Origin of the sequence: Agathobacter sp. LCP21S3_B2 (assembly GCF_052118705.1) — a bacterium.
Taxonomy (GTDB): domain Bacteria; phylum Bacillota; class Clostridia; order Lachnospirales; family Lachnospiraceae; genus Roseburia.
Genome location: NZ_JBQKGQ010000023.1, coordinates 16,014 through 40,575, shown reverse-complemented (window position 1 = coordinate 40,575; position 24,562 = coordinate 16,014). Strand labels below are relative to the sequence as shown.

Annotated in this window: 29 protein-coding genes and 2 pseudogenes; 7 read left to right on the top strand and 24 right to left on the bottom strand. The window is 42.6% G+C overall.

Annotated elements, in window-relative coordinates; all coding sequences use genetic code 11:
• The first annotated feature begins 559 nt into the window (after nucleotides 1-559).
• Nucleotides 560-1,393, top strand: coding sequence for a Cof-type HAD-IIB family hydrolase (locus tag ACTQ1L_RS13860; protein WP_015517017.1), 834 nt, complete (start codon nucleotides 560-562; stop codon nucleotides 1,391-1,393).
• A 19-nt stretch (nucleotides 1,394-1,412) separates the two neighbouring features.
• Here ACTQ1L_RS13860 and ACTQ1L_RS13855 read toward each other — a convergent pair whose 3' ends face one another.
• From ACTQ1L_RS13855 to dinB, 17 genes are all read right to left on the bottom strand, one after another.
• On the bottom strand, nucleotides 1,413-1,868 hold the full coding sequence (locus ACTQ1L_RS13855) for a hypothetical protein (protein WP_441367755.1): 456 nt from the start codon (nucleotides 1,866-1,868) through the stop codon (nucleotides 1,413-1,415).
• Nucleotides 1,869-1,941: 73 nt separating this feature from the next.
• Nucleotides 1,942-5,082, bottom strand: a complete 3,141-nt coding sequence (locus ACTQ1L_RS13850; RefSeq protein WP_441367753.1) for an ATP-binding domain-containing protein — start codon at nucleotides 5,080-5,082, stop codon at nucleotides 1,942-1,944.
• 26 nt (nucleotides 5,083-5,108) lie between these two features.
• Entirely contained in the window at nucleotides 5,109-5,753 is a 645-nt protein-coding gene (locus ACTQ1L_RS13845) for an HAD family hydrolase (RefSeq protein ID WP_118370421.1), read from the bottom strand.
• 29 nt (nucleotides 5,754-5,782) lie between these two features.
• Complete coding sequence (locus tag ACTQ1L_RS13840; protein WP_441367750.1) at nucleotides 5,783-6,328, bottom strand: prolyl-tRNA synthetase associated domain-containing protein; 546 nt, start codon at nucleotides 6,326-6,328, stop codon at nucleotides 5,783-5,785.
• A gap of 78 nt (nucleotides 6,329-6,406) precedes the next feature.
• Nucleotides 6,407-6,904: a low molecular weight protein-tyrosine-phosphatase gene (locus ACTQ1L_RS13835; protein WP_441367748.1), complete on the bottom strand. Its 498-nt coding sequence runs from the start codon at nucleotides 6,902-6,904 to the stop codon at nucleotides 6,407-6,409.
• A gap of 232 nt (nucleotides 6,905-7,136) precedes the next feature.
• Nucleotides 7,137-8,336 carry a site-specific integrase gene (locus ACTQ1L_RS13830; RefSeq protein WP_117918736.1) on the bottom strand — a complete coding sequence of 400 codons (1,200 nt, stop codon included), beginning with the start codon at nucleotides 8,334-8,336 and terminating at the stop codon, nucleotides 7,137-7,139.
• Between the two features lie 81 nt (nucleotides 8,337-8,417).
• Nucleotides 8,418-8,648, bottom strand: a complete 231-nt coding sequence (locus tag ACTQ1L_RS13825; protein WP_117918738.1) for an excisionase — start codon at nucleotides 8,646-8,648, stop codon at nucleotides 8,418-8,420.
• On the bottom strand, nucleotides 8,638-9,003 hold the full coding sequence (locus tag ACTQ1L_RS13820; RefSeq protein WP_117918740.1) for a type II toxin-antitoxin system PemK/MazF family toxin: 366 nt from the start codon (nucleotides 9,001-9,003) through the stop codon (nucleotides 8,638-8,640). The genes ACTQ1L_RS13825 and ACTQ1L_RS13820 overlap by 11 nt, the downstream gene beginning before the upstream one ends.
• Nucleotides 9,000-9,419, bottom strand: a complete 420-nt coding sequence (locus tag ACTQ1L_RS13815; RefSeq protein WP_117918743.1) for a recombinase family protein — start codon at nucleotides 9,417-9,419, stop codon at nucleotides 9,000-9,002. Before ACTQ1L_RS13815 ends, ACTQ1L_RS13820 begins: the two co-directional genes overlap by 4 nt.
• 1 nt (nucleotide 9,420) lies before the next feature.
• On the bottom strand, nucleotides 9,421-9,771 hold the full coding sequence (locus tag ACTQ1L_RS13810; protein ID WP_117918745.1) for a helix-turn-helix transcriptional regulator: 351 nt from the start codon (nucleotides 9,769-9,771) through the stop codon (nucleotides 9,421-9,423).
• Entirely contained in the window at nucleotides 9,761-9,931 is a 171-nt protein-coding gene (locus ACTQ1L_RS13805; protein WP_182002590.1) for a hypothetical protein, read from the bottom strand. The genes ACTQ1L_RS13810 and ACTQ1L_RS13805 overlap by 11 nt, the downstream gene beginning before the upstream one ends.
• The gene (locus ACTQ1L_RS13800; protein ID WP_117918747.1) at nucleotides 9,915-10,283 is read right to left on the bottom strand and encodes a recombinase family protein; all 369 of its coding nucleotides are present in this window, start codon (nucleotides 10,281-10,283) and stop codon (nucleotides 9,915-9,917) included. The genes ACTQ1L_RS13805 and ACTQ1L_RS13800 overlap by 17 nt, the downstream gene beginning before the upstream one ends.
• A gap of 154 nt (nucleotides 10,284-10,437) precedes the next feature.
• The gene (locus ACTQ1L_RS13795; RefSeq protein WP_117918749.1) at nucleotides 10,438-10,785 is read right to left on the bottom strand and encodes a helix-turn-helix domain-containing protein; all 348 of its coding nucleotides are present in this window, start codon (nucleotides 10,783-10,785) and stop codon (nucleotides 10,438-10,440) included.
• Nucleotides 10,786-10,955: 170 nt separating this feature from the next.
• Complete coding sequence (locus tag ACTQ1L_RS13790) at nucleotides 10,956-11,159, bottom strand: hypothetical protein (RefSeq protein ID WP_243036308.1); 204 nt, start codon at nucleotides 11,157-11,159, stop codon at nucleotides 10,956-10,958.
• 176 nt (nucleotides 11,160-11,335) lie between these two features.
• Complete coding sequence (locus ACTQ1L_RS13785) at nucleotides 11,336-11,590, bottom strand: hypothetical protein (protein ID WP_004611568.1); 255 nt, start codon at nucleotides 11,588-11,590, stop codon at nucleotides 11,336-11,338.
• 5 nt (nucleotides 11,591-11,595) lie between these two features.
• The gene (locus tag ACTQ1L_RS13780) at nucleotides 11,596-11,838 is read right to left on the bottom strand and encodes a LexA family protein (protein ID WP_117918753.1); all 243 of its coding nucleotides are present in this window, start codon (nucleotides 11,836-11,838) and stop codon (nucleotides 11,596-11,598) included.
• Between the two features lie 163 nt (nucleotides 11,839-12,001).
• On the bottom strand, nucleotides 12,002-13,252 hold the full coding sequence (dinB, locus tag ACTQ1L_RS13775; RefSeq protein ID WP_118392701.1) for a DNA polymerase IV: 1,251 nt from the start codon (nucleotides 13,250-13,252) through the stop codon (nucleotides 12,002-12,004).
• Between the two features lie 236 nt (nucleotides 13,253-13,488).
• Here dinB and ACTQ1L_RS13770 point away from each other — a divergent pair, with 236 nt between their 5' ends.
• Nucleotides 13,489-14,223 (top strand): XRE family transcriptional regulator, encoded by a 735-nt coding sequence (locus ACTQ1L_RS13770; protein WP_117613581.1) that lies wholly within the window; start codon nucleotides 13,489-13,491, stop codon nucleotides 14,221-14,223.
• Between the two features lie 85 nt (nucleotides 14,224-14,308).
• The gene (locus tag ACTQ1L_RS13765; RefSeq protein ID WP_022171364.1) at nucleotides 14,309-14,509 is read left to right on the top strand and encodes a helix-turn-helix transcriptional regulator; all 201 of its coding nucleotides are present in this window, start codon (nucleotides 14,309-14,311) and stop codon (nucleotides 14,507-14,509) included.
• A 45-nt stretch (nucleotides 14,510-14,554) separates the two neighbouring features.
• On the opposite strand, the gene ACTQ1L_RS13760 is transcribed toward ACTQ1L_RS13765, so the two are convergent.
• Nucleotides 14,555-14,866 carry a hypothetical protein gene (locus tag ACTQ1L_RS13760; RefSeq protein ID WP_291815817.1) on the bottom strand — a complete coding sequence of 104 codons (312 nt, stop codon included), beginning with the start codon at nucleotides 14,864-14,866 and terminating at the stop codon, nucleotides 14,555-14,557.
• Nucleotides 14,867-15,948: 1,082 nt separating this feature from the next.
• On the opposite strand from ACTQ1L_RS13760, the gene ACTQ1L_RS13755 reads away from it, so the two are divergent.
• The 4 genes from ACTQ1L_RS13755 to ACTQ1L_RS13740 all read left to right on the top strand — a co-directional run bounded on the left by ACTQ1L_RS13755 (nucleotide 15,949) and on the right by ACTQ1L_RS13740 (nucleotide 20,306).
• Nucleotides 15,949-17,169 carry an MFS transporter gene (locus tag ACTQ1L_RS13755; RefSeq protein WP_441367741.1) on the top strand — a complete coding sequence of 407 codons (1,221 nt, stop codon included), beginning with the start codon at nucleotides 15,949-15,951 and terminating at the stop codon, nucleotides 17,167-17,169.
• A gap of 212 nt (nucleotides 17,170-17,381) precedes the next feature.
• Nucleotides 17,382-18,215: a methyltransferase domain-containing protein gene (locus ACTQ1L_RS13750; protein ID WP_441367740.1), complete on the top strand. Its 834-nt coding sequence runs from the start codon at nucleotides 17,382-17,384 to the stop codon at nucleotides 18,213-18,215.
• Nucleotides 18,216-18,284: 69 nt separating this feature from the next.
• Nucleotides 18,285-19,274 carry a 23S rRNA (adenine(2503)-C(2))-methyltransferase RlmN gene (gene rlmN / locus ACTQ1L_RS13745; RefSeq protein ID WP_441367738.1) on the top strand — a complete coding sequence of 330 codons (990 nt, stop codon included), beginning with the start codon at nucleotides 18,285-18,287 and terminating at the stop codon, nucleotides 19,272-19,274.
• A gap of 537 nt (nucleotides 19,275-19,811) precedes the next feature.
• Nucleotides 19,812-20,306, top strand: coding sequence for a sigma-70 family RNA polymerase sigma factor (locus tag ACTQ1L_RS13740; protein WP_441367736.1), 495 nt, complete (start codon nucleotides 19,812-19,814; stop codon nucleotides 20,304-20,306).
• Between the two features lie 63 nt (nucleotides 20,307-20,369).
• On the opposite strand, the pseudogene ACTQ1L_RS13735 reads toward ACTQ1L_RS13740, so the two are convergent.
• The 6 genes and pseudogenes from ACTQ1L_RS13735 to ACTQ1L_RS13710 form a co-directional block, all read right to left on the bottom strand.
• Nucleotides 20,370-20,561, bottom strand: a pseudogene (locus ACTQ1L_RS13735) (recombinase family protein); the annotation flags it as partial.
• 54 nt (nucleotides 20,562-20,615) lie between these two features.
• Entirely contained in the window at nucleotides 20,616-20,807 is a 192-nt protein-coding gene (locus ACTQ1L_RS13730; protein WP_001820669.1) for a hypothetical protein, read from the bottom strand.
• A 71-nt stretch (nucleotides 20,808-20,878) separates the two neighbouring features.
• Nucleotides 20,879-21,109: a YdbC family protein gene (locus tag ACTQ1L_RS13725; RefSeq protein WP_001206986.1), complete on the bottom strand. Its 231-nt coding sequence runs from the start codon at nucleotides 21,107-21,109 to the stop codon at nucleotides 20,879-20,881.
• Nucleotides 21,110-21,154: 45 nt separating this feature from the next.
• Entirely contained in the window at nucleotides 21,155-22,009 is an 855-nt protein-coding gene (locus tag ACTQ1L_RS13720; protein WP_000743700.1) for a ParB/RepB/Spo0J family partition protein, read from the bottom strand.
• A gap of 8 nt (nucleotides 22,010-22,017) precedes the next feature.
• Entirely contained in the window at nucleotides 22,018-22,983 is a 966-nt protein-coding gene (mobV, locus tag ACTQ1L_RS13715; RefSeq protein ID WP_001820668.1) for a MobV family relaxase, read from the bottom strand.
• A 517-nt stretch (nucleotides 22,984-23,500) separates the two neighbouring features.
• Nucleotides 23,501-24,533: pseudogene (locus ACTQ1L_RS13710) on the bottom strand (AAA family ATPase).
• Between the last annotated feature and the right edge of the window lie 29 nt (nucleotides 24,534-24,562).

The following is a 24,562-nucleotide window of genomic DNA, read 5'->3' as shown; positions in this document are numbered from 1 at the left end:
GAGCATATCAAATTAATGAAATGCTCCGGGGCGAAAATTCTAAAATTATTCCGCGGTACCACCCGCTTTGAGAAAAAGGACTGTTCCTGTTTCTCCACTCTTATCCGTAACGTGGATGAATCGTATCTGCCTACTTTTGATATATAAAAAGCTTAATTCACATACGATAAACCTATCTATGCAATAAACCATATCAATCGTTCAACAGATCTGCTCCGGTAGTGTTCCTGCAATCAGCTCTTCCAAACAGCGCTCTCAGTCGGTGACGCTGTATTCCTGTCGGTGTCTGGTGATCCAAGTCTCCTTCAACGCATTTATTGTTCTTTTGTTGTTTAACGTTATAACACAATAAACTTATTATTTCAACCCATCATAGCCAAAACTTAAGAAAATAAAGTATAGGAATACATTATAGTTTTTCTTAATTGTGGTTATAACAGAGCCTTCTTTTGCAACAATTATTAAATAAATTTAGGCTATTCCCTATTGCCTTTATTGAATTCATATTGTAGAGTATATTTGGTATATGAATTAATAATAATGAGGCAGGTAACACTTAATGAAAAAACTATTATTTTTTGATATAGACGGCACTCTGGTTGATTTCGGCAAGAGCACCATGAGCCCATCAACCGCTGATGCTCTAATAAACGCAAAACAAAACGGTCACATGATTTTTCTTTGCACAGGACGTAGTTACAATCAGATTTATCCATCATTAAAAGCCTTTGATTTTGACGGCGTGGTGGCTGCTGCCGGCGGCTATGTCACTGTGGGGGATAAGGTAATTGCACATCATGTCTATGGGCAGAATCTGTTACAGAAGGTTCTTGACACTGTTGGTGACAACAACACAGGACTTATCTTCCAGACAAAGGATAAAAGCATCACCAACCACAAGTGGGCCGACAAATTCATATCAGCATTCTCAAAGCAGTTTGACATGCATGTGATACAGGACAACCCGACATTTAAGGATATCGTGATTGATGATGAATTATCAAGCTTTTCTAATCGATACGCTGATGTTGAAAGCACCATCTACTGCAATTGCAACTACCACATTGATGATTTAAGAAAGCTCCTCGGCGATGAATTTGTAGTAACCCTGAGCAGCTTTAAAGAGCCTGAACCTTACAGCGGTGAGATTACATTGCGCGGTGTCAACAAGGCAACCGGCATACGTGATGTGGTAGAGTTTCTTCACATGAGTCAGGCTGATACAATAGGCTTTGGCGATGGCCAGAATGATTTTGATATGCTACGCTACTGTGATGTCGGTGTTGCCATGGGCAATTCCAGCGATGAAGTCAAGGCTGTTGCCGATATAGTGACAGACGATATCAAAGAGGATGGGCTTAAAAATGCCATGGTGCATCTTGGACTTGTCTAAAAATGCACCATGGCATACTCTATGCCTCAATATTCATAAATCTGTCCCACTCGCACTCGTCTTTTGATGCCGATACAATCAAGGTGTATGAGCGCTCATCTGTTCCATCGAATACGAAGGTATAATTTTCATTCTCCTTCTCGATTAAATATACGTATCCGTCAAGAAAATTGTTGAAGGTGTCGAGATAATCTGCCTCCTCTATCTCCTCGTCAGCCGTGGTGCTCTTTAGATTGCCATCGGCATCATATGTCTTAAAGCCCTCGCGTATGAATGAAATAATATTTGCATCTGAAAGCTTTAATATAAGGCCGTTTGTCCTCATATCACGGATATCTCTGTTTTTAGAATTATCTGCCTTTATGATTACGTTGTCAAGGCATATTTTGAAGGTGCCAAAGCTCATCATGATATCGCTCACATGCACATCCGAAAATTTGAAATGTGTAAACTCGTTTTCTGTCCTGAATTTCATCTGTTATCCTCCGTATCCGTATATACTCATGCCGATATTTTATCAGATAATTTTGCTTTGGGCAACTTGCATTTTATAATGTGCCGTACAGCTCAAGTGTATGGCCTACACTGCCTGCGCATATAAAGTAATAGTCGCTTTGGGTGTCACCGTCTGCATAGATATACTGTCCGTACATCTTTATATTGCAAAAGAGTGCTGTGCGGCTTGATGCAGTAGCGATTCCATATCCCTTGTTTGACACGACAAGCGGCAGTCTCTGCTGTCTGCCTCCGAACGAAATATATCTGGCTTTGTTTGTCAAATCAGTAAGGTCTGTCGCAAGTATTCCCTTGGATTTGAGCTTTTCCGATTTGTCCCAGTCAAAAAATGTGTAGCACCCGCCATTATTTAAAAGCCTTGGCTCTGTGGCATTTTCACTTACAAGGAGATTTCTGCCGGCATCAAAATACTGTATGGCTCCGTTTTTCTTTTCTATCCTTAGTATCAGCTTCTCCGTTTGAATTTCAATAAGCGATTTGGATTCCTTTGCCACCCATTTGAAGGCTGTATCGGCCTTTTGCTTCCAATAGGTTTTGTGCGGCTTCACTCCAATTCCTTTTACAAAGATTACGCGTACTATCTCCGGTGTTATTGGTATCACATAAAGTGTGCCGTCCGCTGTGGCTATTTCAACATGCGATTTACCTTTTTTGAGCCATTTTACCGCAAACTTCCCCTTTGAATGTCCCTTTACATGAAGTATATCGTTGTCCGGGATTGAGCCGTATGCGTATGGGGAGGGATTGAGAGGGAGGCTGCTCTTTTTTGCAGCCTTACTTACTTCCTTAATCTTAATTTTATTTGCCATATCTGTAGCAGTACATTGTGTTTGATTTTCCCTGTCTTTTTTTACAAATGCAGATAAATCAAGCTTCTCATTTTCAGCCTTATTTGTCAACTGCTCAGGCTTTAATGCAATGCGCGACGGACCAAAATACTCTCTTTCATCCATATCGCGTCTGCCATCAACACGCTTTTGCTCTTCTATCTCTTTTTCTGTCAGTTGCTGCTTTTCATATTCCTTTGCCTTAGTAAGCGGCTCTGCAGAAAACTCCTTCTGATGCCTGTTGGAAGGAGCAGGGTCTGCAATAAGCGGTGTCAGCCTGCTCCGGTGGAATACAGCAAGCTCATGAAGTGCACGGGTAGCCGCAACGTACAAAAGCTTCACATGACTATCATCAGCCGGATATTTTCTCTCTGATGGGTCAAACAGCAATACAGCATCAAACTCAAGTCCCTTTGTATACGCGACCGGAAGTACCATGACTCCTGCACCAAACTGTGCAGATTCAATATCATCATCTGCTATTTCTATATGTTTTTTAAGCTCAGCAGACACCTTGAGAGCCTCTGCCTCATCACGGCACACGACTGCTATCGTCTCATAGCCTTCACTCTGCCAGCCTTTTATCGTGTCAACCGATGCCGAAATCAGTGAGCGCACATTGTCATACTCCTCTATGCGCACTGCGTTTCCATGCCTAATAATAGGCTCCACCGGATAGATTGCAAAATCTCCATGGCGCAGTATCTCTGTTGCAAATTCTGAAATCTCAACAGTGTTTCTGTAGCTCTTTCGAAGCAGACCGAATGCGTCATATGTGCCTGTGAGTATCAGCTTTTTCAAGTCCTCCCAGTCATTTAAGCCATACTCAAAATGTATATTCTGCGAGGTATCGCCCATGATAGTGTATGTGCAGTTTCTGAGGCAGTAATGCAGACAGCAGTATGCCATCATGCCAAAATCCTGTGCCTCATCAATAACCACATGACTCGCCTCACGAACCGGATCTGTCTCCTTGATGCGCTTATAAATATACGCAAGCGCTGCCAGATCATAAACATCAAATGAGTCCTTTGGAATATCTATATCATATTCCTTCTCCTTCTGACTAAGCAGAAAATCCCTGTAAAAATCATACACAGAGCCTTTCCAGTCATCCTTACCGAAATAGGTTTTGTATTTTTTATCAAGCTCCCTGCGCTCCTTTGCAGGGAACTTCACTTCCTTACCGAGAACCTCATTTTCATACTTCGAGTAAATTATCTCATTTAACATGAGGATTTTACTCTGCATGGAAAGAAGCGGATTATCATGCAGATAAGTGTCTATCAGTACCTTTCCCACAAGCAGATTGCCTGTTTTTTCCATGTAGACCTCATCTCTTGGAATACACTTTTCCTCGTAATTCCAGCAGAATTTTTCAAGAGCTTCAAACCATTCTTTACTGCCCTTTATGCTGTTTCTACTGTCATTTTTGCTGACTTCATGTATGCTGTACTTTTTGTCATCCCAATCCTCGTACAAAAGCCTTGTAAAAAGCTGCTCCATAGTCATCTGTTTTATGCCGTACACATCAAGCTCCGGAAGCACGCTTGTAATATAGTTCAACAAAATGTGGTTACTGCCTATAATGTAGAAATCCTCCGGTCGGAAATCATCAGCATAATTATATAAAATGTACGATATCCTGTGCATTGCAACTGTTGTCTTTCCTGAGCCTGCAACTCCCTGCACAATGATATTCGTCTTTGGCGAACGGCGGATAATAAGGTTTTGCTCCTTTTGGATTGTCGCGATAATCTCTCCGAGCACTGCCTTTTTATTCTTAGCCAGATACTTTGTCAGAAGCTCATCATTTGCTACGACATCTGAATCAAAAAAGTCGATGAGCTTATCCTCTGCAATCTCATAGGTGCGCTTTCTGTTTAAATCAATCTCAAAAGTACCCTCTGAGCTCACCGTGTACTTACATGGTCCAAGACTGCTCTCATAATATACGGATGCAATCGGTGCTCTCCAGTCAATGACCACAGGCTCTGATGCATTCTTTGCAATACCGACTCTGCCTATATAGTAGGACTCCTGTGACTTCTGACGCGGATCCTTAAAATCTATTCTGCCAAAATACGGCTTTTTCCGCGCCTTTTCACATCTTACGATATTTCTCTCGTTCTCATGAAGCTGCGCTGTCGCATTGTTCCACAGGGCCAGTCCCTCCTTGTCCTGCGCCTCGTAAACATCTCTTAAATCCTCTAAATCATCTGTCAGCTTTTTTACCGATTCCTTTGCACGGTCCAGATTATCCTGTGCAATCCCTATGATATTTTGAAGCTGTCTCTGCTCGTCTTTTAATGAAATTCCCGGTAAATCATTTTCTGTGCCCATCATGCCTCCACGACTTATATATGCTGTGATTATACTATACTTTTAATCTCATCTATCCTGTCAACACAGGCAAAAAGCATCTTTTTCAGCTCCTCATCAGGCTGTGTCAAATCAGGCACCATGACAACCTTACAGCCTGCAGAATATGCACTTTTGACACCATTTGGCGAATCCTCTACCGCCATGCACTCATCAGGTGCCAGCTTAAGCTCGCTGCATGCAAACTCATACACATCAGGTGCCGGCTTTCCATGCTCCACCATAGGTGCACAGATAATCTTGTCAAAATATCCGTAGAGCCCTATCTTTTTAAGATATTTCTCAGCTCTTTCTATATCATTCGCTGTGGAAATTGCTCTGTGAATGCCTTTTTCCTTCAAATATGTAAGTATCTCAATTGCACCGGGCTTAAGCTCAATACCCACCTTTTCCAGATGCTCCTCCATGATTTTTCTCCGATATGCCCTGATTTTATTATAATCCATATCCGGATCATGAAACATATCCTTAAGATGCTGCGGTGCATACGGCTGCCCGAGGCTTCGCATTGAAAGCGCCTGCTCATCAGTCATCTCGTAGCCGAATTGCTTAAGTGCCATCGGCCAGAAAATACGATAATATTTCTCCGTATCTATGAGTGTTCCGTCCATGTCAAATATTACTGCTTTTACCATTTGTTCTCCTTACGTTCTGTCAGGCTTTACTATGATTCACCTGTTAATTTTACCACTGTCATATCATGATGCATGCCCTTTATCACCGGGCCAAACATGTCCTTTGTCTTTATCCTGAGGCTGGAGGTATTTATGCATGGATGACATCCAACCCACTCACCTTTTAGTACATCCTCATCCACCAGAAGCCTGACCGCATTGTCATGGTCGTTCATCAGTCCCATCACACTGACTGAGCCCGGTGTGATATCCAGATATTTTTCCATATCCTGCGGACTTGCAAACGAAAGTCTCGCACTGCCTATCTGATGCGAGAGCTCTTTTGTCTTAAAGGTCTTGTCTCCCGGTATCATGAGCAGGTAAAAATCAGTTTTCTGGCGGTTGCACAGAAAAAGATTCTTGCAGATTGTTGCGCCGAGTGTCTTGTCAATCTCCTCACAAACCTCCATCGTAAATGCCGCCTCGTGATCTATTCTCTGATATTCGATTCCCAGTCTGTCCAAAAAATCGTATGTACGAATTTCTTTATCCAGTCTGCCTGTGGTATCTGTCGGTCTTCCATTCTGTAATTGCATTTGTGCCTCCTGAAATTAATTATCGCAGCTGTGTTCAGCACCGTAACCGCTGCTATTATTGTCTTTTAATTGCTATAGCTATAGATTATACACCTCTTTTATGTATTCTAACAAGCCCCGGCATCCACTAATTACATCATCAAAGGTCGCATCAAAATCACCTGTATACCATGGATCTGCAACATCGCGCGCTGCTGTAAGCTTATGATTTGTCCCGTAATCAGCAAATGACAGCATCATAAATATCTTCTGCTGACTGTCACTGCCACCTGCAATCCTTGTCATATTCCTGATATTTGCAGTGTCCATTCCAATCAGAAAGTCATAGTACAAATAATCATCGCACGTCATCTGTCTCGCGCGGTGTGGAATAAGAGGAATATGCTCCTTGTATAGTTTGTTTTTGGTGCCGTAGTGCGGCGGATTGCCTATTTCCTCACGGCTGGTCGCAGCTGAATCTATCTCGAAAACAGCATCGAGGTGCTGTCTGTGGACCAGATGGGTGAAGATGCTTTGGGCCATGGTGCTGCGGCAGATGTTGCCGTGGCAAACAAATAAAATCTTGATTTTTCTCATATTTCCAGTATTTTCGGGCTTTTCAAGCCTTTTTACCTTTCTTCATTTTTCACTTATTCTGGCATATTTTGGCATATCTTTGCATATTTTTGTCATCAATTTTGGTAAAAACTTTGGTAAATTTCAAGTCTGTACCAAAGGCAAATCTGCCATTGGGAATCGACAGGTAAGAAATTGGGGATTAAGATAAATACTGGCATTCAGCCATTTTTCTCTCATTTTCATCAGGTCATTATGAATTAATTGCTTTTTGAAAATCTTCCTGTGCATCCTGAAATTTAACATGAGTATAGGTATTCATCGTAACACTGATATCCGAGTGTCCCATAATATACTGAAGCATCTTCGGATTCATTCCCGACTTAGCCATATTAGAACAAAATGTATGGCGACACACATGTGGTGTAATCGGCGGCATCTGAACCTTATATATGCTATTGTACTTTTCCCGAATATGTTGGAAATACTTTTCCCAATGTAATGCCACCATAGGCATATCATTCTTATCAAGGAATAAAAATCCTGTCATTCCATCAACCATCGGTTCAACTTTGGGATTGACCCTGTCCTTAAGTATTCTCTTGAAACAAGCCACCACCTCATCAGACATTGGAACATATCTCTCGCCACTTTCTGTCTTAGGCTTTTCAATGATATACTGCATCTGACTTGTTCTCTGTAATTGATGATTTACCCGTATTCTTTTGTTTTTAAAATCCAAATCTGATTTTGTAAGCCCACAGAACTCTGATATACGAAGTCCTGTGTTAAAGAGAATAAATATTGCATCATAGTACTTGCAAAAATGCGCATCTTCTTTTATGAATCTTAGAAATTCCCGCTCCTGCTTTCTTGTGACAGCTTCTCTTCTCACACTATCATTCACAATAACATTGACCAGTTCAAAGCCAAATGGATTTTTGCGAATCAAGTCATCTTCTTCCGCCATCTGAAATGCCGGTCTTAATACTCCCCGGATAGTATGAATTGAACTATAACCTTTTCCATCTACCCTCTGAAGCTTGATCAACCAGGCTTTCGCATCCGATAATTTCACTTTGTCGATTCTTTTTTTGCCAAAATCATCTTTTTTCAGCAGATTAATTACCGTCTTATAACCAGCATAAGTACTCTGTCTGACCCCTATTTTAAGACTTACATATTTCTCCACTAATTCAAGAACTGTAAGTCCTCCACCTCCTGGAACAAGTCCGTTAAACATATCCTGTTCCAGCTGTTTTTCCTTTTCTCTTAAAGAAAGCTCCATTTTCTTTCCTTTAGGTATAGGATCATTATGGTCCAAACGCCAACTATATAAATTCCCTTCATTTCCATGAATATCTACATATCTAAAACGATAACGTCCATCTGCTCTCTGGTACTCTCCTTCGTGAAGAATTCTATTGCGATTATCTCGTCTTTTCTCACTCATAGCTTTGTCTCCTTTCAAAAAAGAGAGCCCTAGCATGGTTATTGTACCACATTTGTGCCCCCTTTTCTACTACTTTACATATTAAATTGCAGTTGACTCTGCCAGAAATTGCTCAAATTTCTCTTTCTTAAACAAAACTTTGTTTCCTACTAACAGATAAAACTCCCCATTTGGATGGATATCTACAATTTGTCTAAGTCTCTTTTCACCAATGTGATAAAACTGTGCCGCTTCAGTTACAGAAAGCAAATATCGCTTCCATATAGGAATATCTATACTCTGATTCTCTAATTCATTTTCATCATCCATCATATTCTCCAATCTGCAGCTGTCTGACTAACATCGCATCAACCTTTTTTATTGCATCTGTGCTGACAATCATCCCGGCAGTCTGTATTATCTGTTCCTCATTTATTGTGACAAGCTGCTCCGGTAAAAACATTGTTGTATGTCTTAAAAATCCTCTAATTTCTGAAGGCTCAATATTGAAATGTACTGGAATATAATCCTTTTTCAACTTAGTTGTCCCCGGAACAACTGTGTATACAGGTGATTTTCCGTTTGCTTTGTCGCAGCTTATTACAATACATGGTCTCCTTCCAGCTTGTATATGCCTGAGTCCACTTTTTAATTCAGCCCACACAATCATATTTCTCTTTATCTTCACTGCAGATCACCTCTCTTTGGTGGAATATACAAGTCAACCTTGGGTTCCTTCTCATCTACACTGAATAATCTATACCCAGCTTCCCTTACTGCTCCTATTTTTAAATAAGAATCTGCTATTCCGTCTGAAATAGCATCGAGATTTGTTACGATAAGCGCATCTGCCTTTCCTGCTCTCATATATCTTATTGCCTTATAAAACACTTCATCCCTTAATCGTCGTCCAAAAATTCCTCTTCGGAATACTTTCATAGGAATAAGATTGTTATTGTCAGCAAATTCCATGATTCGTTTCAACTGCTTATTTTCCTTTTTCTCTGCTGCAATACAGTCATTCTCCTCATCAGAAGACAACATCACAACACACTTTATCGGCTGTATGGTCAGTGGCTTTTTCTTTCTTCCTGCTCTTCTCATTTCAAACCACTTCCTTTCTTGCCTCTAAGCCTTCAATAAAAATCAAACATGTAGACATTGCATATTCTCTATCATTTGGTTTAAGCATCTGCAATTTATCTTCCAATACAGACAAATCTTTATTCTCATGTTTTTCCCTGCTTTCAATTCCAAACAATGTATTAGGATCTACTCCATACTTTGTTACAATCTTCAGCATAAGTTCCAGACTCATCCGATGTCTTCCCTGCTCAATTTGCGAATAATGAATATAACTTACATCAAGGCTCTCCGCCATATCATTCTGTGTATATCCATATTTATTTCTAATACTTCTCAAAGTATTACCAACTGCATAAATATCATATATCATCCTGAATAACCTCACTCTCTAACCGATTCATGATGTATTCCACTGCCTCAGCCTCTGTTGGGCATTTGATGACTGGCTTCCCATAGTCATCAAATACCACTGTTTCAGAAGCAAATACAATGTAGGAATACCTGCCTGAATTCCTAACACTCAATCGCATAATTGTTGTACCTCGCACTCATAGTACCAAGGTCAAATATTGTCACACCCAAATCATTTATGCGATCCATCATTGACTTTAAATCTTCCGGATTTCTTGTAATCTCATAAATATCTTCTACGACAAGTACCTTGTAATCTGAAATCTCAAGAATTTCCATCAGCTGACGCATCTGAGGTCTGTCAACCGATGTAGATGCTCCATCATCTACAACAGTCTGATCACACTCAATTCCCACACTTAAAGCATATGTCTGATCAAGTTCTTTCTGTCGGTTCACATTATTCATACTCATCATTGACTTTATAAACAAAAGTCCTTTGTAAAGTTCTTTTCCGTTATACTTTTTCATGGCTATTACCTTCCTTAATTGAAATATTAAAGAAAGCATTGTGCACGCCGCTTTCAAACTCTGTGCTGTATCTCAAGCACAAGTATATTGTAATCTGCCACACCTTAATTGCCGACCGTGTACAGGCGACAATTATGTCGTGTAAACACGACAATCACTTTTCAACTGACACGCTTTTCATTGCTTTCATCATTGCAAGACACTGTCTTATCTGCAATTCATCCATATCTGAAAGAACATCCATTGCCTCAGATAATAGTTCTGAATTTTCTTCATTCTTTCCATACATTATGAAATCAACAGATACACCAAGTACGATTGCCAGATTATCTAATGTCTGTGTCTTAAAATCTCCACCATTTTCAATCGCAGATAATGCTTGTCTGCCTATACCTACTCTATGAGCTAACTCATCCTGTGATAATCCTATCGCCTTTCTCCTGTCAGCAATTCGTATTCCTCTCTCATAATCCTTTTCTCTTGTCTGTGCTTTACTGCTCATAAATCCTCCTTGCCGCCCTTGGAAACGAACAAGTCGGATTACCCTTTACATCACAAAAAAGACGCACGAGGAAACCAGTATCATAAATACTGTTCGTTTCCCCTGCGTCTCTGGTGCTTCCATCTTTCGATGTGCCCTTATCAGGTGGGCTGTAATTTAATTTTCAATCATTATATTCTGAAAGTCCCATTCTCAGAATGTTCCTTCATCATTCCCTCGGAATACTTCTTAAGTATCATCACTCGCTTGCATCTGTCACACTTAATTCCAATATTCTGAAGTGCCACAGCGAAATCATCACCGCATACAAAGTATTCCATCATTAACTTGTTGCATTTTTTACATCTAATTTCTATAACATTTCCTTTGTTCAATTCAGTTCGCTCCTTATTCATACAAAATCATCAATCTACAATTCTGTACTCGTAAAGGAAAGGGAAATCACCTTTGCAAGCCTTTTGCCGGGAGTTCCGATGAATGTCTGCACATTCCCCGGCTTTGCTGATCTAAAGCCAACTGATATGAATTGTGCTGTCAGCACACAATCACATCAGGCTCCGGCTCTTTCCATAAACCACATATTGTTATCTTCATAGAAAAGGAATATTTCCTTTCCATCTACCACACAGGTATAACGCTCTCCAACGCCGCCAGCCCTTGTACTGGCTGCTCTGCGCTTGTCTTTTACTCGTGTAATCTCATACTTTCTGCCATCTTCCCACGTTATCTCTTTGGGAATGAGCAGTCCGTCCTTTGAAAATTCTGCAAGTACATCAACATATACCTTATTGCTCAATGTAATCACCTTCCTTACAAGATTGCTATTGCTCTGGAAGCATCCATCTTCCTTGCTATATAGCCTTTTTCTTCTAATATTTTCAGATGTGCATAAACACTTGAAGTCGATGCCACCCCTACCATCTTGCATATCTCCCTGATAGTAGGAGCATAACCATTAACTCTCTGATATTGCATAATGCTTTCATACACATTCTGCTGCTTCTCCGTCAATGGTGCTCTGTCTACCAGATCAATTCTTTCTGCTTCGCTCATGTTCCGCCTCCCTCTTCTTTAACTCTATCGCTACTCGTAGTGCAGCTCAATTCCGCTTCGCTTCATTTCGCTCACGGCAGTCGCCGTATCAGATAACCAAGTCCCATATGTTTATGTACAAGCACAACACATCTGCGCCTTGATTATCTGGCACTTCTCGTTGCTAACCTGAGAAGTACCCATGTGGATGTACTGTGTGTTCTTCTTTTGCATTGACTGCCGACAGAATCCTGTCCCGGTACATGAGTCCCCTCTGGATACTGTAAAATCCAAATCTTCTGCGTATCTCATCAACCGCTGAATCCATCTTCATCTGCTTTTCACGCTTCTCCACACTTGAGAACAAATCAATCTGTTCCCAATAATTATCTGTTACTAAGTCTGCACCTCGGACACCAATACTGCGTATTGGTTTGCTCCAGTTATAGTTTTCCTTAAATATCTGATAAGCGTATGCAACTATCTCTCCGGTGATATTCGTTGCGTGGTCAATCTTTTTCTGACGGGTAAAAGAGAATAGCTCATTATCCCTGACACTTATCTCAACCACTCTGCACCGGAATCCATTCTCACGAAGTCTTGCTGCAACACTCTCAGCCAGAATATAAAGAACAATCTTTACATCCTCATCGCATACTAAATCCTTTGGTGTCGTTGTGCTGTTTCCCACCGATTTGATTGGAGCGTGGGTATTCTCCAGTTTGACAGGTGATTCATCATAGCCATTAGCAAATGACCATAAGATGCTGCCCATCTTTCCAAGGTGGCTGTTAAGCATCCCTTCATCTGCCCTTGCAAGATCACCTATGGTTCTGATACCGAATTTTGCAAGCTTCTGATTCGTGCTCCTTCCGACATATAGCAGATCACTTACCGGAAGTGCCCATGCCTTCTGCTTAAACTCACTCTTATACATAGTTGTGATTGCATCCGGCTTCTTATAATCTGAACCAAGCTTTGCAAATATCTTATTGAAAGAAACACCAACACTCACTGTGATGCCAAGCTCTGACTTCATTCTCTTGCTGATTTCCTGTGCAATGAGCAATCCATCCCCTTTAAGGGAGCTGCTCCCTGTCACATCAAGCCAGCACTCATCAATTCCATATGGCTCCTGCTTGTCCGTATATTCTGCATATATCTCATGCGCCATCCTTGAGAACCGAAGATATAAGTCCATTCTTGGTGAAACAAATGTTATGTCCGGACAGACCTGCTTTGCCTGCCAGAGCGCCATTCCTGTTTTCACACCGTACTTCTTGGCAATATAGTCAGCAGTTAAGACAATCCCATGTCTTGCCTCCGGGTCACCGCCTACTGCCAGTGGCTTTCCTGCAAGCTCCGGATGATGCAGATGCTCAATCGAAGCATAACAACAGTTGATATCTGAATGAAGTATTACCCTGTCTCCCATCTGCATAACCTCCTGCATTTAATCTATCACTACCATAACCTTTAGTCCAAGTATATGAGTAATGTTCCTTACAGGGCATAGTATAACCCCAAGAATAATCGACTGTCAACGGACACATGTGTCTGTTTTCTCATTATATTGGATTTTTAACTTGAATAATTGGTACTATTGCTATATACTATGGAGTGAAAAGAGACATTAGAAATCAACTAATTGGAAAGAAAAGAGGCGTATGTATGTACTCAATCGGAGAAATCATTTCAACATATAGAAAAAAGAAAGGCTTGCTCCAGCAGGATCTCGCTGATGAACTGGCAAAAGAAGGCATCAAGATTTCCTATAAAGCCATATCCAACTGGGAGAGAAATCTTGCTGAACCAAGCGTTACCATATTTTACAAAGTGTGTAGAATCCTTGGTATCACTAATATGTATGAAGCATATTTTGGAGTAAATCCTGCTGATCCTTTTTCATCACTTACTGATGAAGGCAGGGAAAAGGCTATGGATTATATCAATCTGCTCCACGCATCCGGAATGTATGAAAAGCAAACTGCTAAGATAATTCCATTCAGAAGCATTGATATTTTTGAAAATGCAGTATCAGCCGGAACCGGTAACTTTCTCGTAGACGGACCTAAAGAGACTGTACGCATAGATGAATCTATTCTGCCGGAAGATACAACTTTCGGTGTACGCATTAGTGGTGACAGTATGGAACCTGAATTCCACGATGGTCAGATTGCATGGGTATTGCAACAGGAATCTGTTGCTAATGGAGAAATCGGCATCTTCGCTCTGAACGGAGAAGCCTATATCAAGAAGTTAAAGGACGACAAAGACGGAATTTTCCTTATCTCACTCAACGAAAAGTATGCACCTATCAAGGTTGGAGAAAATGACCGCTTAGACATATTTGGAAAAGTTCTTGGAAAATCTGATGCTTCTGCTCTTACCGATCATTGCCGATAAAAACGCAAGTCCTTTTTATTGGACACATTTTTTTGCATAATTGACAATAAGAAAATATCTATAGAACTGAAAGAAGGGATTTTTTATGGTGGTCACAAATAATATCAGAGAAATCCGTGAACAGCGTGGCATTTACCAGAATGACCTTGCCGCTGCTATCGGATTCAGCACCAAAACTGTCAGCAGGGTAGAACGTGGGGACGGCGCCCCATCTGCCGAATTTATGCTACGAGTATCTAAGTACTTTAATATGCTGGTGGAAGATGTATTTCATGTAGAGGAATAACGTGGAGCGAGTGAGCTCAATATTCAGCTCGCTCCGCTATCTTTCTTAAACTGAAAATCTTCTTTTATCTATTCCATATTCACACCAAATATGTTCTATCATACCATCTCCTCGTCCCAAAAAATCAACTTGTTCGCGCCATGCATTAATACCAGCTTCATCAAGCAACTTTTCAAATTCAACATATTCATCACTATTCAAATTTTTCCTCATAAGATTTTTTAATAATGTATCCTCCTCAGATTGAACATAATCTACACTTATTGGTTCGTCTTTTATTAATTCTTTTATAGCACAGTATGTATTAAATATCGAATCGTTCTTTTTAAGTGTTTTCTCAAGGACTTGCTGAACCAATTGCTTCTCATAATATTTTACATACACTTTAGGTCAGTTTACAAGGAACTACACGCAGACCGTGAAACGGGCTGCTGACAACAAACGGCGCTATGCTCCCGGCTGGGTGCATAGCACCTGTTTGTTGCGGGGGTTTCCAAAGGGGGCAGCGCCCCATTTGGCACACGACTTTGCGGAGCAAAGTGTAGTGTGTTATACGCTCTGTCGGCGTTGCCCTGAAAATACCGTTGCCGCCGGGGAGGGCAAGGGCATTTGACGCGGCAGGAAAGCAGGGCTTTGTTTGGGGCTGGTAAGCCGGAAACAAAGGGCTGATTTCAGCAGCATACAGGGCGTATTATGAAAGCCCCCGTCCCTCGTCCTCCGCCCCCGGCCTATGGGACAAAAAGTCCCAAAGCTCTGGACACCGTGACCAGATGTGTGGCCACACTCCGGGAAAAGTAGCAGGACGGCAGGAAACCGTCAAGGCTGAAATGAATGGGCTGACGCCCGGCCTTGACCGTTCCCCGCCGCCCCGCTGGATGGGTGGACAAGGTGGCCAATCCCTAAAAGTGTTTGGCCGCACTCGTTCATTTTGGGGCCTTTCTTCTCCCAAAATTGAAATGGGCGGGAAAGCCCTAAAATGGCTTTCCCGCCTTGATTACCCATTAGCAAAGACGGGCGAGACTGTCAACGGCGGCGCTGAAAGCGCCGTTCATCTTGACCGTTGACTGGCTCACCTGGCTTTGCTACTGCCCGTAAGAGATGGAAAAACAAGATGGAAAACAAGGTTAAAAATGGTTGACAAGTCTATCGGATGTGTGTTATACTGTGCGACAGTTTGAGATTGGAAGGAGGCTTACGTGTGTTAATTTGTGTACGCTAATAAGCAATAAAAAGTAGAAGTACCTTTCCACATGATGGTGGGCTTTTTTTGCGTGCGTATGCAAAGGAACACGTAGGTTTGACACGAGCAGTCTTTGAACTGTATCGTGGTGTTTTTTCGTGCTTTGTTGTTATGCAGGCGTCTGCCCTCTCTGTGGGACAACGCCTGCTTTTTATTGCAGAAACAAAGGAACAATGCAATAAAAAAGGAGGTTCGCATTATGACCCAAAACAACAATTCATGGAGAAAAACTTATTTTACACTTCTTGCCGGACAAGCAATATCCTTTATTAGCAGCGGTATTTTGCAAATGGCCATTATCTTTTATTTGGTTGCGAAAACTAATTCTGCAATCATATTGACGGCGGCAACACTGATTGGATTTTTGCCGCAAGCCTGTTTAGGCCCGTTTGCAGGTGCTTTTGTTGACCGGCACAGCCGTAAAAGCGTAATGATTGGTGCGGATTTGATAATTGCCGCCGCTGGCGGTATTCTGGCGCTGGTGGCGTTTTACATGGAATTGCCCGTATGGTCTATTATGGTTGTCCTGTTAATCCGAAGTGCGGGAACTGCTTTTCATTCTCCAGCATTCAGCGCAGCAACACCTATGATTGTGCCAAAAGAGGAACTTACAAAATGCGCTGGTTACACGTCGACCATGCAAGCAGTAAATGCGATTATCAGTCCAGCTGCCGCAGCGTTTTTATATGCTGTTTGGCCTCTTAATGCAATTATATTGTTAGATATTGCGGGTGCAATCCTTGCCTGTGTGACTGTTGCGATTTCGTCCATACCAACGCCTGAACTATGTCCAGAAACGAAAAGACAACAGTTTTTACAGGATATGAAAGAGGGGTATGTGGTATTAAAGCAAAACAGGGGCCTCTTTGCTCTGCTCTGGATTGGTGTAATTTATATGTTCTTTTATATGCCAATCAGTACGCTTTTTCCTCTCATCTGTATGTCATACTTCAAAGGAACACCGGCCCATGCCTCTGCCGCTGAAATTGCTTTTGCGGTTGGTATGCTGCTTGGCGGAGTCATTCTGAGCATTTGGGGCGGTTTTAAGAAACGGCGGTACACCATCGGTCTTTCCGTTCTCCTGATGGGCGTTAGCAATATGCTCTCCGGGCTTTTGCCGCCAGACGCATTTCTTGTCTTTGTTGTGTGCTGTACTGTTATGGGAATTTCCGCTCCATTTTACGGTGTGCAAAATGCGATTTTTCAAGAAACGGTCAAACCAGAATATCTGGGGAGAGTTTTTTCTCTACTGACAAGCGCCGCTTCCCTCGCCATGCCGTTTGGCCTTGTCATTTCCGGGCCTCTGGCGGAGCGGCTGGGAGTTGAGAAATGGTTTGTCATTTGCGGAATTGGCATTATCATCGTTGCGCTTGCCGTATTTTTACTACCCGGTTTGAGAGAGATTGACAATACGCAATAATCAACTGCACCTTTTTCTATTACTAAACAAAATGCCTGGATGGTGGTTCTGAAAAACCAGATAGCGTATAATGGAGCCGGTGACAAATCGGAGTTTGGAGGTGAGAATATGACAGCGCATATGAGATTAAGATAACACCGCGGGTTATGTTGCGGTGAATCCGTATTGTATAGCTCGCTTATTGGGCAAGTAATGTAATAACGGAGGGAATAATGAATAAAATACTTAGATTTAGTGACAGTGAAAAAGTTTTTCAATGTCCTATATGTAAAACAGATTTAAAATTGAAACAAAAAAGTTTATTTTGTTCTAATCATCATTGTTTCGATATTTCAAAAACGGGTTATGTGAACTTTGCTGTAGGAACAAAATCTTCAAAACATTATAGCAGAGAGACTTTTCAAATTAGGCGGGAGGTTTTAGAAAAAGGCTATTATTCACATATCCTGAATGAAGTGGTGCAGCTTATAAAAAGCTTTAGCAGCATTGATACAATACTTGATATTGGCTGCGGTGAAGGATATTATTCAAAGCAGATAAAAGAAGTATCAGGTGATAAAGAAATTATTGCATTTGATATTTCTAAAGATGCTGTTCAGCTTGCAGCAAAAAGTGATTTCAGTAATTCTATCAAATGGTTTGTGGGAAATTTGGCAGAAATGCCCATAAAAGACAAAAGGATAGATTGCATATTAGATATTTTTACTCCTGCTAACTATTCCGAATTTAACAGAGTTTTGAAAGAAGGCGGTTATGTAATTAAGGTAATTCCGGGAAATGCTCATCTTAAGGAGCTTCGAGAGACGGCAAAAGAACAATTGAAAAGCAATCAATATTCTAATGCGGCTGTCGTAGATTATTTCCAAAAGAAGTATTCCGTTGTTTATCACAAGAAAGTTTCAGCAACGTATACAATGACATCCGAGGAAATAAAAACCTTTGCGGATATGACTCCACTACTGTTTTGTGTAAATAAAGATGGAATAGATTTAAAAAAAACAAAAGAAATCACTATTGATGCAGAGATATTTGCAGGGAAATTATAAATTCAATTTCAATTTGTCGAATTGACAATCATAATCAAAAACTCTGAAAAACAAAAGGAAGGATATTAAATGAAACACTTACCTAAAAGTACACTTACGGAAATATTGAATGACCCATACGGATTTACTTACAAAGAAATGTCGGAAGTAATTGGAGAGGATAAAGCAAGAGCCTTATATGCGGAATTGTATAAACAGCCATTTCACAAAAAAAATCTATCAATATCAACAAAAAAAGTCTATAAAAGTAGCGATACTGAAAAGTATGTTTATGAATTGAAAGACAACAGGTATATCGAAACGGTTTTTATTAAACGGCGAGATGGTGGGACTGTTTGCGTAAGTACGCAAGTTGGTTGTTCTGTTGGCTGTATTTTTTGTGAGTCCGGACGCAATGGTTTCGTTCGTAATCTAACACCATCTGAAATTGTGCAACAGGTCATATTGATACGTCAAAAAGTAAATCGTATCGTTTTTATGGGAATGGGAGAACCTTTATTCAATTACGACAACTTGATTGCAGCAATCCATATTCTTCGAGATAGAAATGGACTTAACTTTCCAACCGACGGCATTACCGTATCAACAGTTGGTCCAGTTAATCAATTAAAAAAATTGCGCGAAGAACATCTAAAAATTCAGTTGACAATATCTTTACATGCAGCAACACAGGCTGCGAGAAACTGCATCATTCCTCATATGCACATGTACGCTATTGAAGATGTTGTTAAGCAAGCATTGTCCTATTCACAAAGGCATAATCGAAAAGTGGTATTTGCGTATTTGCTTTTACCAGGTATAAATGACCGTTCCTCAGATATAAGGCAACTTGCAAAATGGTTTAAGGGCAAAAATGTTATGATTAACTTGCTGCAATACAACCCGACGAGTAATTCAAAAATTAGAGCACCACAAAAACAAGAAATGGTTGCGTTCAAACATCAATTAGAGCAAACAGGACTTGAAGTTACCATGAGAGTTTCTCATGGTAGAGAGATTAAAGCAGCTTGTGGACAGTTAGCTAATACATATAATAAAGCCAAAAAACAACAGAAATAATTTAATTAAAAGAGCCAGACGCACAGACGCAGAGCCGATAATATGCAGTTTGAAATACTGCTGTTATCGGCTCTTTTTTGATTTTAATTTGTGCCCCTAATAACCATATTGGAGCAAAATCAGAACTGTTGCTTGTCGTTCTTTGATTTCCGCAGCAGCTTTGAAAAATCAAAGCCGCCGTTTCTTTTTATCTTCTAATGAAATGACGCGGTATCACTGTTGAAATCGGCGGCTAAAGGAGGTAGCCGCCATGAAGCAAAAAGCATATCGACAAAATCCGACAGTTATTGACTTATCAAAAAAAGCCCGCCCACCACCGGGGGAAACTACGCTTATATATATGAACTGTCTAATCATCTGGATACTGCTTACAATGCCTATGCGCCCGTCCGGGCTTTTCGGACGGGCGCATTTTGTACGTTCAAAAAATTTTTGAAGAAATTTCAAAAAATCTTCGGCGTTTTTGAAAAACGCCGTATTGCCCCGCGAAAAGGGGGGAAGCACCACCAACTTTCCAACGAGAAAGGAGGTGAGAATGTGGAACCTAATAGCAGGGAGTTTTACAAACAGTGTGCTTTTCAGAAGTTTTGTAATACGGTATTGCACAATGAAGCTTGCGACACCCATAGAGAACTTCGCAGACACAAGGCAAAGGAAGTGACCTTTTCCGACATGACCTTAGACGAAGCGCGGCAGCTTCATACGTTTGATGAATATTTCAAACGTGAAGCCGCCGAAACCGTCTTTGAGAAAGCCGGGAAGAAAATCACGCCAAAGCTGCTTCTTGAAGCAATCCGTACTTTGCCGGAAGAAAAGCGCAAAGCCATATTGCTGTATTACTTCGAGGGAATGAACGATACCGAGATTGCGGAGCTGTTCAACACGTCGAGAAGCACGATACAGTACAGGCGGACAAGCTCTTTTGAGAAATTAAGAAGCTTTGTCGGCAGAGTTGATACAGGTGACAAGCCTACCGAAAGTATCTCCTATTTCAGACAGATAGGAGCCGACGTAAAGAGTTATGCTATCTAACATACATCAAAAAGAGGTAAGATAACACCCTCTGCAAAAAAGGTATCGTTATCTTACCTCAACAAAATTTGTACCAGAATAACCATCGTCCACATACGTTTTTGCTATGTGCCATCCCTGCTTTTTCACATAATCCGTGAGGATGGATTTCTGTGTCGCAATGCTCGCACTCTCGTTATCCGTACCATCGTCTTTAGATAAGCGGCAATAAATGCCGACTAAATAGATTTTCTTTTCTTCTTTGATTCCTGCCATACTGTAAAACCTCCGTATCTGTCCTATCTGTTTTCATGTCCCATTGCGTACATTCTAAGCGGACAGCCCCTCATTGTCGAAGGTGTCGCCCTCGGCAATCTTCTTCCGAATATCCTCGGAGATAATCGGGACAAACGCTTCTGTAACGGTCTGTGTGCCGACATATTCACGGCTGATTATCATCTGCACTGGTGCTTTTGGCACGATACGCTTTCTCTTTTTATCTGCTTTCTTATCCTCGCCCATACTTAAATCTTCCTTTCCAGACAGGGCAGGGAAGAGTTTGGAAATGTCCCCGCCCTGCCAATCAGATACCATTAATCCTCGCTGTTTAATTCTTTCTGTAATGCTTTAAGGAGTGCCGCCGCTTCATCAGCGTTCAGCGTGATTCCCTTGCCGCACTTTTCACGGTTCGGGGAAAAGCTGCGGATGTCATACTTCGGCTCTTTCCCATTCCATGAAATGAGATTGATTTCCTTTGTGTAGCCACTGTCGCCCGTAGACAATACTGCGATTTCCTTTACGATTTCATACTGGATTTCTCTCATTCTCCATACCTCAACTCTCTGTATTTACTTCCCGAAAAAAGAAGATTAGCGGCTGTCACGGTTGCGTTTCCTCTGCAACTCACGCTCCAAAAGTTTGATGATGGTTTCCTCCATCTGCTTCGGCGTTGTGTTCTTCGGAAAGTATTTTTTCAGCTTGCTTGTGTTGATTTTCAAGGTTTCTTTCTGGTTGCCCTTTTCCTCCGTCATAATCGCAAATATCGTATCCATGTCAAGCCGCCCGCTCTGGCTTAACTGTTTCATCCGCTGTGCCTGTGAGAGTGAGGGCGTTGCTTCTTCGCTCTCCATCGTGGCAAAGAGGTTTTCCTGCTCGTCTTTCTTCAAGAAGGACAGTTCCACCGCAGGCGTGAGGGCGATTTTCCCCTCGTCCACCATCTGCAAAATCGGCGGTATCAGTTCCGTCAGGCGGATAAAACGCTGCACGGTCATCCTGCCCACGCCGAAGCCCTGTGCCACCTTGTCGTCCGTCCGCAACTTCGTCACAACTTGTGACGAGGTTAAGTCTGTGCGGAAACCCTGCCGCTTCATGGCTTCGGATTTCATCTTGTAAGCAAACGCCCGCTCCGATGGCAGGATATTCTCACGCTGCAAATTGCTGTCTACAAGGGTGATGATGGCTCGGTCACGGTCTAAGGGCAGGACAAACGCAGGCACGGTATTTATCCCTGCAAGTTCAGAAGCACGGACACGCCGCTGTCCTGCAATCACTTCATAACCGTCCCCGTCCTCTTTCGGGCGTGTGATTATCGGCGTGACAATGCCAAATTCCTTGATGCTTTCCGCTAACTCTGACAGTGTTTCATCTTCTGCCACATGAAACGGATTGTCGGGGAACGGGTACAAGTCTTTGGTCTTTAACACCTTAAAATCCTGTTTCTTCATTCACATATCTACCTTTCTTTCGCTCTGCTTCTATGATTTTTCTGCAATTCTTCCAACACTTCGGGCGGTATTTTTGACAGCAGCCGCCCCATCTGCTCGTTGGTTCTCTGCAATTCAAATATCTTCTGATTCGCTTTCTGCACCTTTAGTTCCTGCTCGTACTTTTCATCACGCATACGCCCCGCATAGTCTGATTCCTGCCCAATTCTCTCTTTCAAACTGTCGATATACGCCTGCTGTTTCCCGATTTCCTTAGAGAATTTCTCCACGTCTGGCAGCCATGCAGAGAGTAAATCTAACGCTTTATCCCTTTTCTTCCCTGCGTTAAAGGCGTTGATGTCGGATAGGGCAGACACGATTTCTTCATACTGTTTATCAAGCCTGCCGCCTAATTTATAGAGCCATGTGGGGACGTGTTTCCGCTTGGTTTCCATTGAGGACTGCCCCCGTTCAAGCTGATTCCACCGTGAGGACATCCGCTCATGGTAGGCGGTCTGCCACTCGGATAATGATTTCTGGTTGCCTAAGATAGCTTTCGCTGACAGCTTATTGTCTGGCGTAATCGGCACAAAGCAGAGGTGCATATGGGGCGTTCTCTCGTCCATATGGACGACAGCGGAGAGGATATTCTGCTTTCCAACACGCTCCGAAATGAAGTCAAGAGCCGTCTGGAAATACGCTTTTTGTTCTTCGGGCGGTAACTGGTTCATAAATTCTGGTGAAGCTGTGATGAGCGTTTCCACCATCATCACGCTGTCTTTCCTTGTCCTGCACCCCGCTTCGGCTACCATGCGGTTAATCTCTTTCTTGTAGGTGTACTTTGGTGGTGCTATGAGATGGTAATTGTTTTTAGAGCGTTCCATATCTATATCTGGGTTGCTTTTGTAGGCTTCTTTCTTCCGCTCGTTGTGGCGTTCACAAGCCGCAACGCCGCCCGCTTTTCGTTTCTGGAAACGCAGGATTGCATAAGGCATAGGCGGATTCCTCCTTTCTTTCGGCGGGTGACCGTCCTTTGGGGTGACAGCGGTGACGGTGGTGACAGCAGTTTTGGGATACCCCCTGCCGACTGCCGCAACTGTCACCCTCACCCCCTGCATGACGGTCATGTCGATGATGACGGTGTTTTTGGGATACCCCCCTCGCAAGAGCCGTCACCGTCATGCCGCCATTCTTTTATCCGAAGCCGTAAGGCGTAGGATAGCAGGGCACAGCCCTGCCTTAAGGGAGTCCAGAGGGAACGTCTGGCACACGACTTTGCAGGGCAAAGTGTAGTGTGTTACACCCTGTAAACGCAGTCGGAAAAATCGGAATGATTTTTCTGACCGCAGGGGTGGTTTTACACGACCGAAAAGGGCGAGTAAATCTCACGCCTGCATTTTGCGTTTACGGGGTGTTCTCCCGTAGGGATGACAGCGGCAGGGTATCCTAAAATCACTGTCACCACCGTCACTGCTGTCACCCGCAGGGCAGAGCCGCCAGCTTTACATGGCTTTAAGCGTCAATGACAGTAACAGGGGGGTATCCTAATATCGCTGTCACCACCATCACCGCTGTCACCCGCCCTCCTTGCAAGGGCAATCCGCCTGCCGTCTTTCCTGCGGCTGTACTGGTAGCAGATACGGTTCTCGCTTAAAAATGTGGTGCGGTATTCATTCAGCCATTTCGTAATCACCGTGGGTATGGTTTCCGTTTCCCCCATAGCGGCTAACAGTTCCGTTGCCGTGCCTATCCATTCTTCCTTATCCCTCATAAAATCCACCAACCGAAAAAGGACATCTGGTATCGTTTCTTTCGCAAGCTGCTCCTGCGTTTTCCGCTCCACAAGCTCCCAACGGCAATCACGGAAACGCAGCGTGTATTCCTGATAAGGCGTGTCCCTGCCCGTCACATACAGCTTGGCGGTGTCAGACGCACGTTTCTCCTTTTCCAGAACAAAGGTAGCGTCCGCACTCCCCGTTAATCCTGTCGTCCCAGACACCTTGTTGAACACGTCGCTGTCATTCTGCTTTCGGATGTGGTGTACGACAATGACCGCCAGAGAGTGCCTGTCGGCAAAGTCTTTGATGAGGGAGATGTCCCCATAGTCGCTTGCATAGGCATTGTCTTTTGAAGCTGTACGGACTTTCTGCAAGGTATCAATGACAATGAGCCTGCTGTCTGGGTAATCTTTCAGATAATCTTCAAGCTGCACGATAAGACCGTCTGACAGCTTGCAGCTTGCCACGGCAAAGTGGAGCCGCCCGCTTGCTTCGTCCGTCAAACGAAATAACCTGTCCTGTATGCGGCAGAACGTGTCCTCAAGGCAGAGGTAAAGCACATCGCCCTCCATTGTCGGCATATCCCATAAAGGGATTCCCTGCGACACGCATAAGCATAGCTTCAGCATGAGCCAGCTTTTGCCTATCTTCTGTGAGCCGCAGAACAGCGATAAGCCTGTCGGGATAAGGCTGTCCACCACAAAGGATGGTTTCTCAAGCGGTTCATAAAGGAGCGTTTCGGCGTTGACTGTCTGTAACTTCTGCATGGCTTTCCTCCTTTCGGGCGGTGTCTTTG

Bases quoted from the DNA above. Each gene is read 5' to 3' on its own strand.
- ACTQ1L_RS13855 (WP_441367755.1), bottom strand. From the start codon at position 1,868: ATGAAATTCAGGACAGAAAACGAGTTTACACATTTCAAATTTTCGGAT.
- ACTQ1L_RS13800 (WP_117918747.1), bottom strand. From the start codon at position 10,283: ATGAAAAAGTATAACGGAAAAGAACTTTACAAAGGACTTTTGTTTATA.
- dinB (WP_118392701.1), bottom strand. From the start codon at position 13,252: ATGGGAGACAGGGTAATACTTCATTCAGATATCAACTGTTGTTATGCT.
- ACTQ1L_RS13720 (WP_000743700.1), bottom strand. From the start codon at position 22,009: ATGAAGAAACAGGATTTTAAGGTGTTAAAGACCAAAGACTTGTACCCG.
- ACTQ1L_RS13795 (WP_117918749.1), bottom strand. From the start codon at position 10,785: ATGAGCAGTAAAGCACAGACAAGAGAAAAGGATTATGAGAGAGGAATA.
- ACTQ1L_RS13805 (WP_182002590.1), bottom strand. From the start codon at position 9,931: ATGCGATTGAGTGTTAGGAATTCAGGCAGGTATTCCTACATTGTATTT.
- ACTQ1L_RS13850 (WP_441367753.1), bottom strand. From the start codon at position 5,082: ATGATGGGCACAGAAAATGATTTACCGGGAATTTCATTAAAAGACGAG.
- rlmN (WP_441367738.1), top strand. From the start codon at position 18,285: ATGAAACACTTACCTAAAAGTACACTTACGGAAATATTGAATGACCCA.
- ACTQ1L_RS13815 (WP_117918743.1), bottom strand. From the start codon at position 9,419: ATGAGAAGAGCAGGAAGAAAGAAAAAGCCACTGACCATACAGCCGATA.
- ACTQ1L_RS13730 (WP_001820669.1), bottom strand. From the start codon at position 20,807: ATGGGCGAGGATAAGAAAGCAGATAAAAAGAGAAAGCGTATCGTGCCA.
- ACTQ1L_RS13770 (WP_117613581.1), top strand. From the start codon at position 13,489: ATGTACTCAATCGGAGAAATCATTTCAACATATAGAAAAAAGAAAGGC.
- mobV (WP_001820668.1), bottom strand. From the start codon at position 22,983: ATGCCTTATGCAATCCTGCGTTTCCAGAAACGAAAAGCGGGCGGCGTT.
- ACTQ1L_RS13810 (WP_117918745.1), bottom strand. From the start codon at position 9,771: ATGATATATGATATTTATGCAGTTGGTAATACTTTGAGAAGTATTAGA.
- ACTQ1L_RS13835 (WP_441367748.1), bottom strand. From the start codon at position 6,904: ATGAGAAAAATCAAGATTTTATTTGTTTGCCACGGCAACATCTGCCGC.
- ACTQ1L_RS13860 (WP_015517017.1), top strand. From the start codon at position 560: ATGAAAAAACTATTATTTTTTGATATAGACGGCACTCTGGTTGATTTC.
- ACTQ1L_RS13825 (WP_117918738.1), bottom strand. From the start codon at position 8,648: ATGATGGATGATGAAAATGAATTAGAGAATCAGAGTATAGATATTCCT.
- ACTQ1L_RS13845 (WP_118370421.1), bottom strand. From the start codon at position 5,753: ATGGTAAAAGCAGTAATATTTGACATGGACGGAACACTCATAGATACG.
- ACTQ1L_RS13725 (WP_001206986.1), bottom strand. From the start codon at position 21,109: ATGAGAGAAATCCAGTATGAAATCGTAAAGGAAATCGCAGTATTGTCT.
- ACTQ1L_RS13765 (WP_022171364.1), top strand. From the start codon at position 14,309: ATGGTGGTCACAAATAATATCAGAGAAATCCGTGAACAGCGTGGCATT.
- ACTQ1L_RS13830 (WP_117918736.1), bottom strand. From the start codon at position 8,336: ATGAGTGAGAAAAGACGAGATAATCGCAATAGAATTCTTCACGAAGGA.
- ACTQ1L_RS13755 (WP_441367741.1), top strand. From the start codon at position 15,949: ATGACCCAAAACAACAATTCATGGAGAAAAACTTATTTTACACTTCTT.
- ACTQ1L_RS13840 (WP_441367750.1), bottom strand. From the start codon at position 6,328: ATGCAATTACAGAATGGAAGACCGACAGATACCACAGGCAGACTGGAT.
- ACTQ1L_RS13750 (WP_441367740.1), top strand. From the start codon at position 17,382: ATGAATAAAATACTTAGATTTAGTGACAGTGAAAAAGTTTTTCAATGT.
- ACTQ1L_RS13780 (WP_117918753.1), bottom strand. From the start codon at position 11,838: ATGAGCGAAGCAGAAAGAATTGATCTGGTAGACAGAGCACCATTGACG.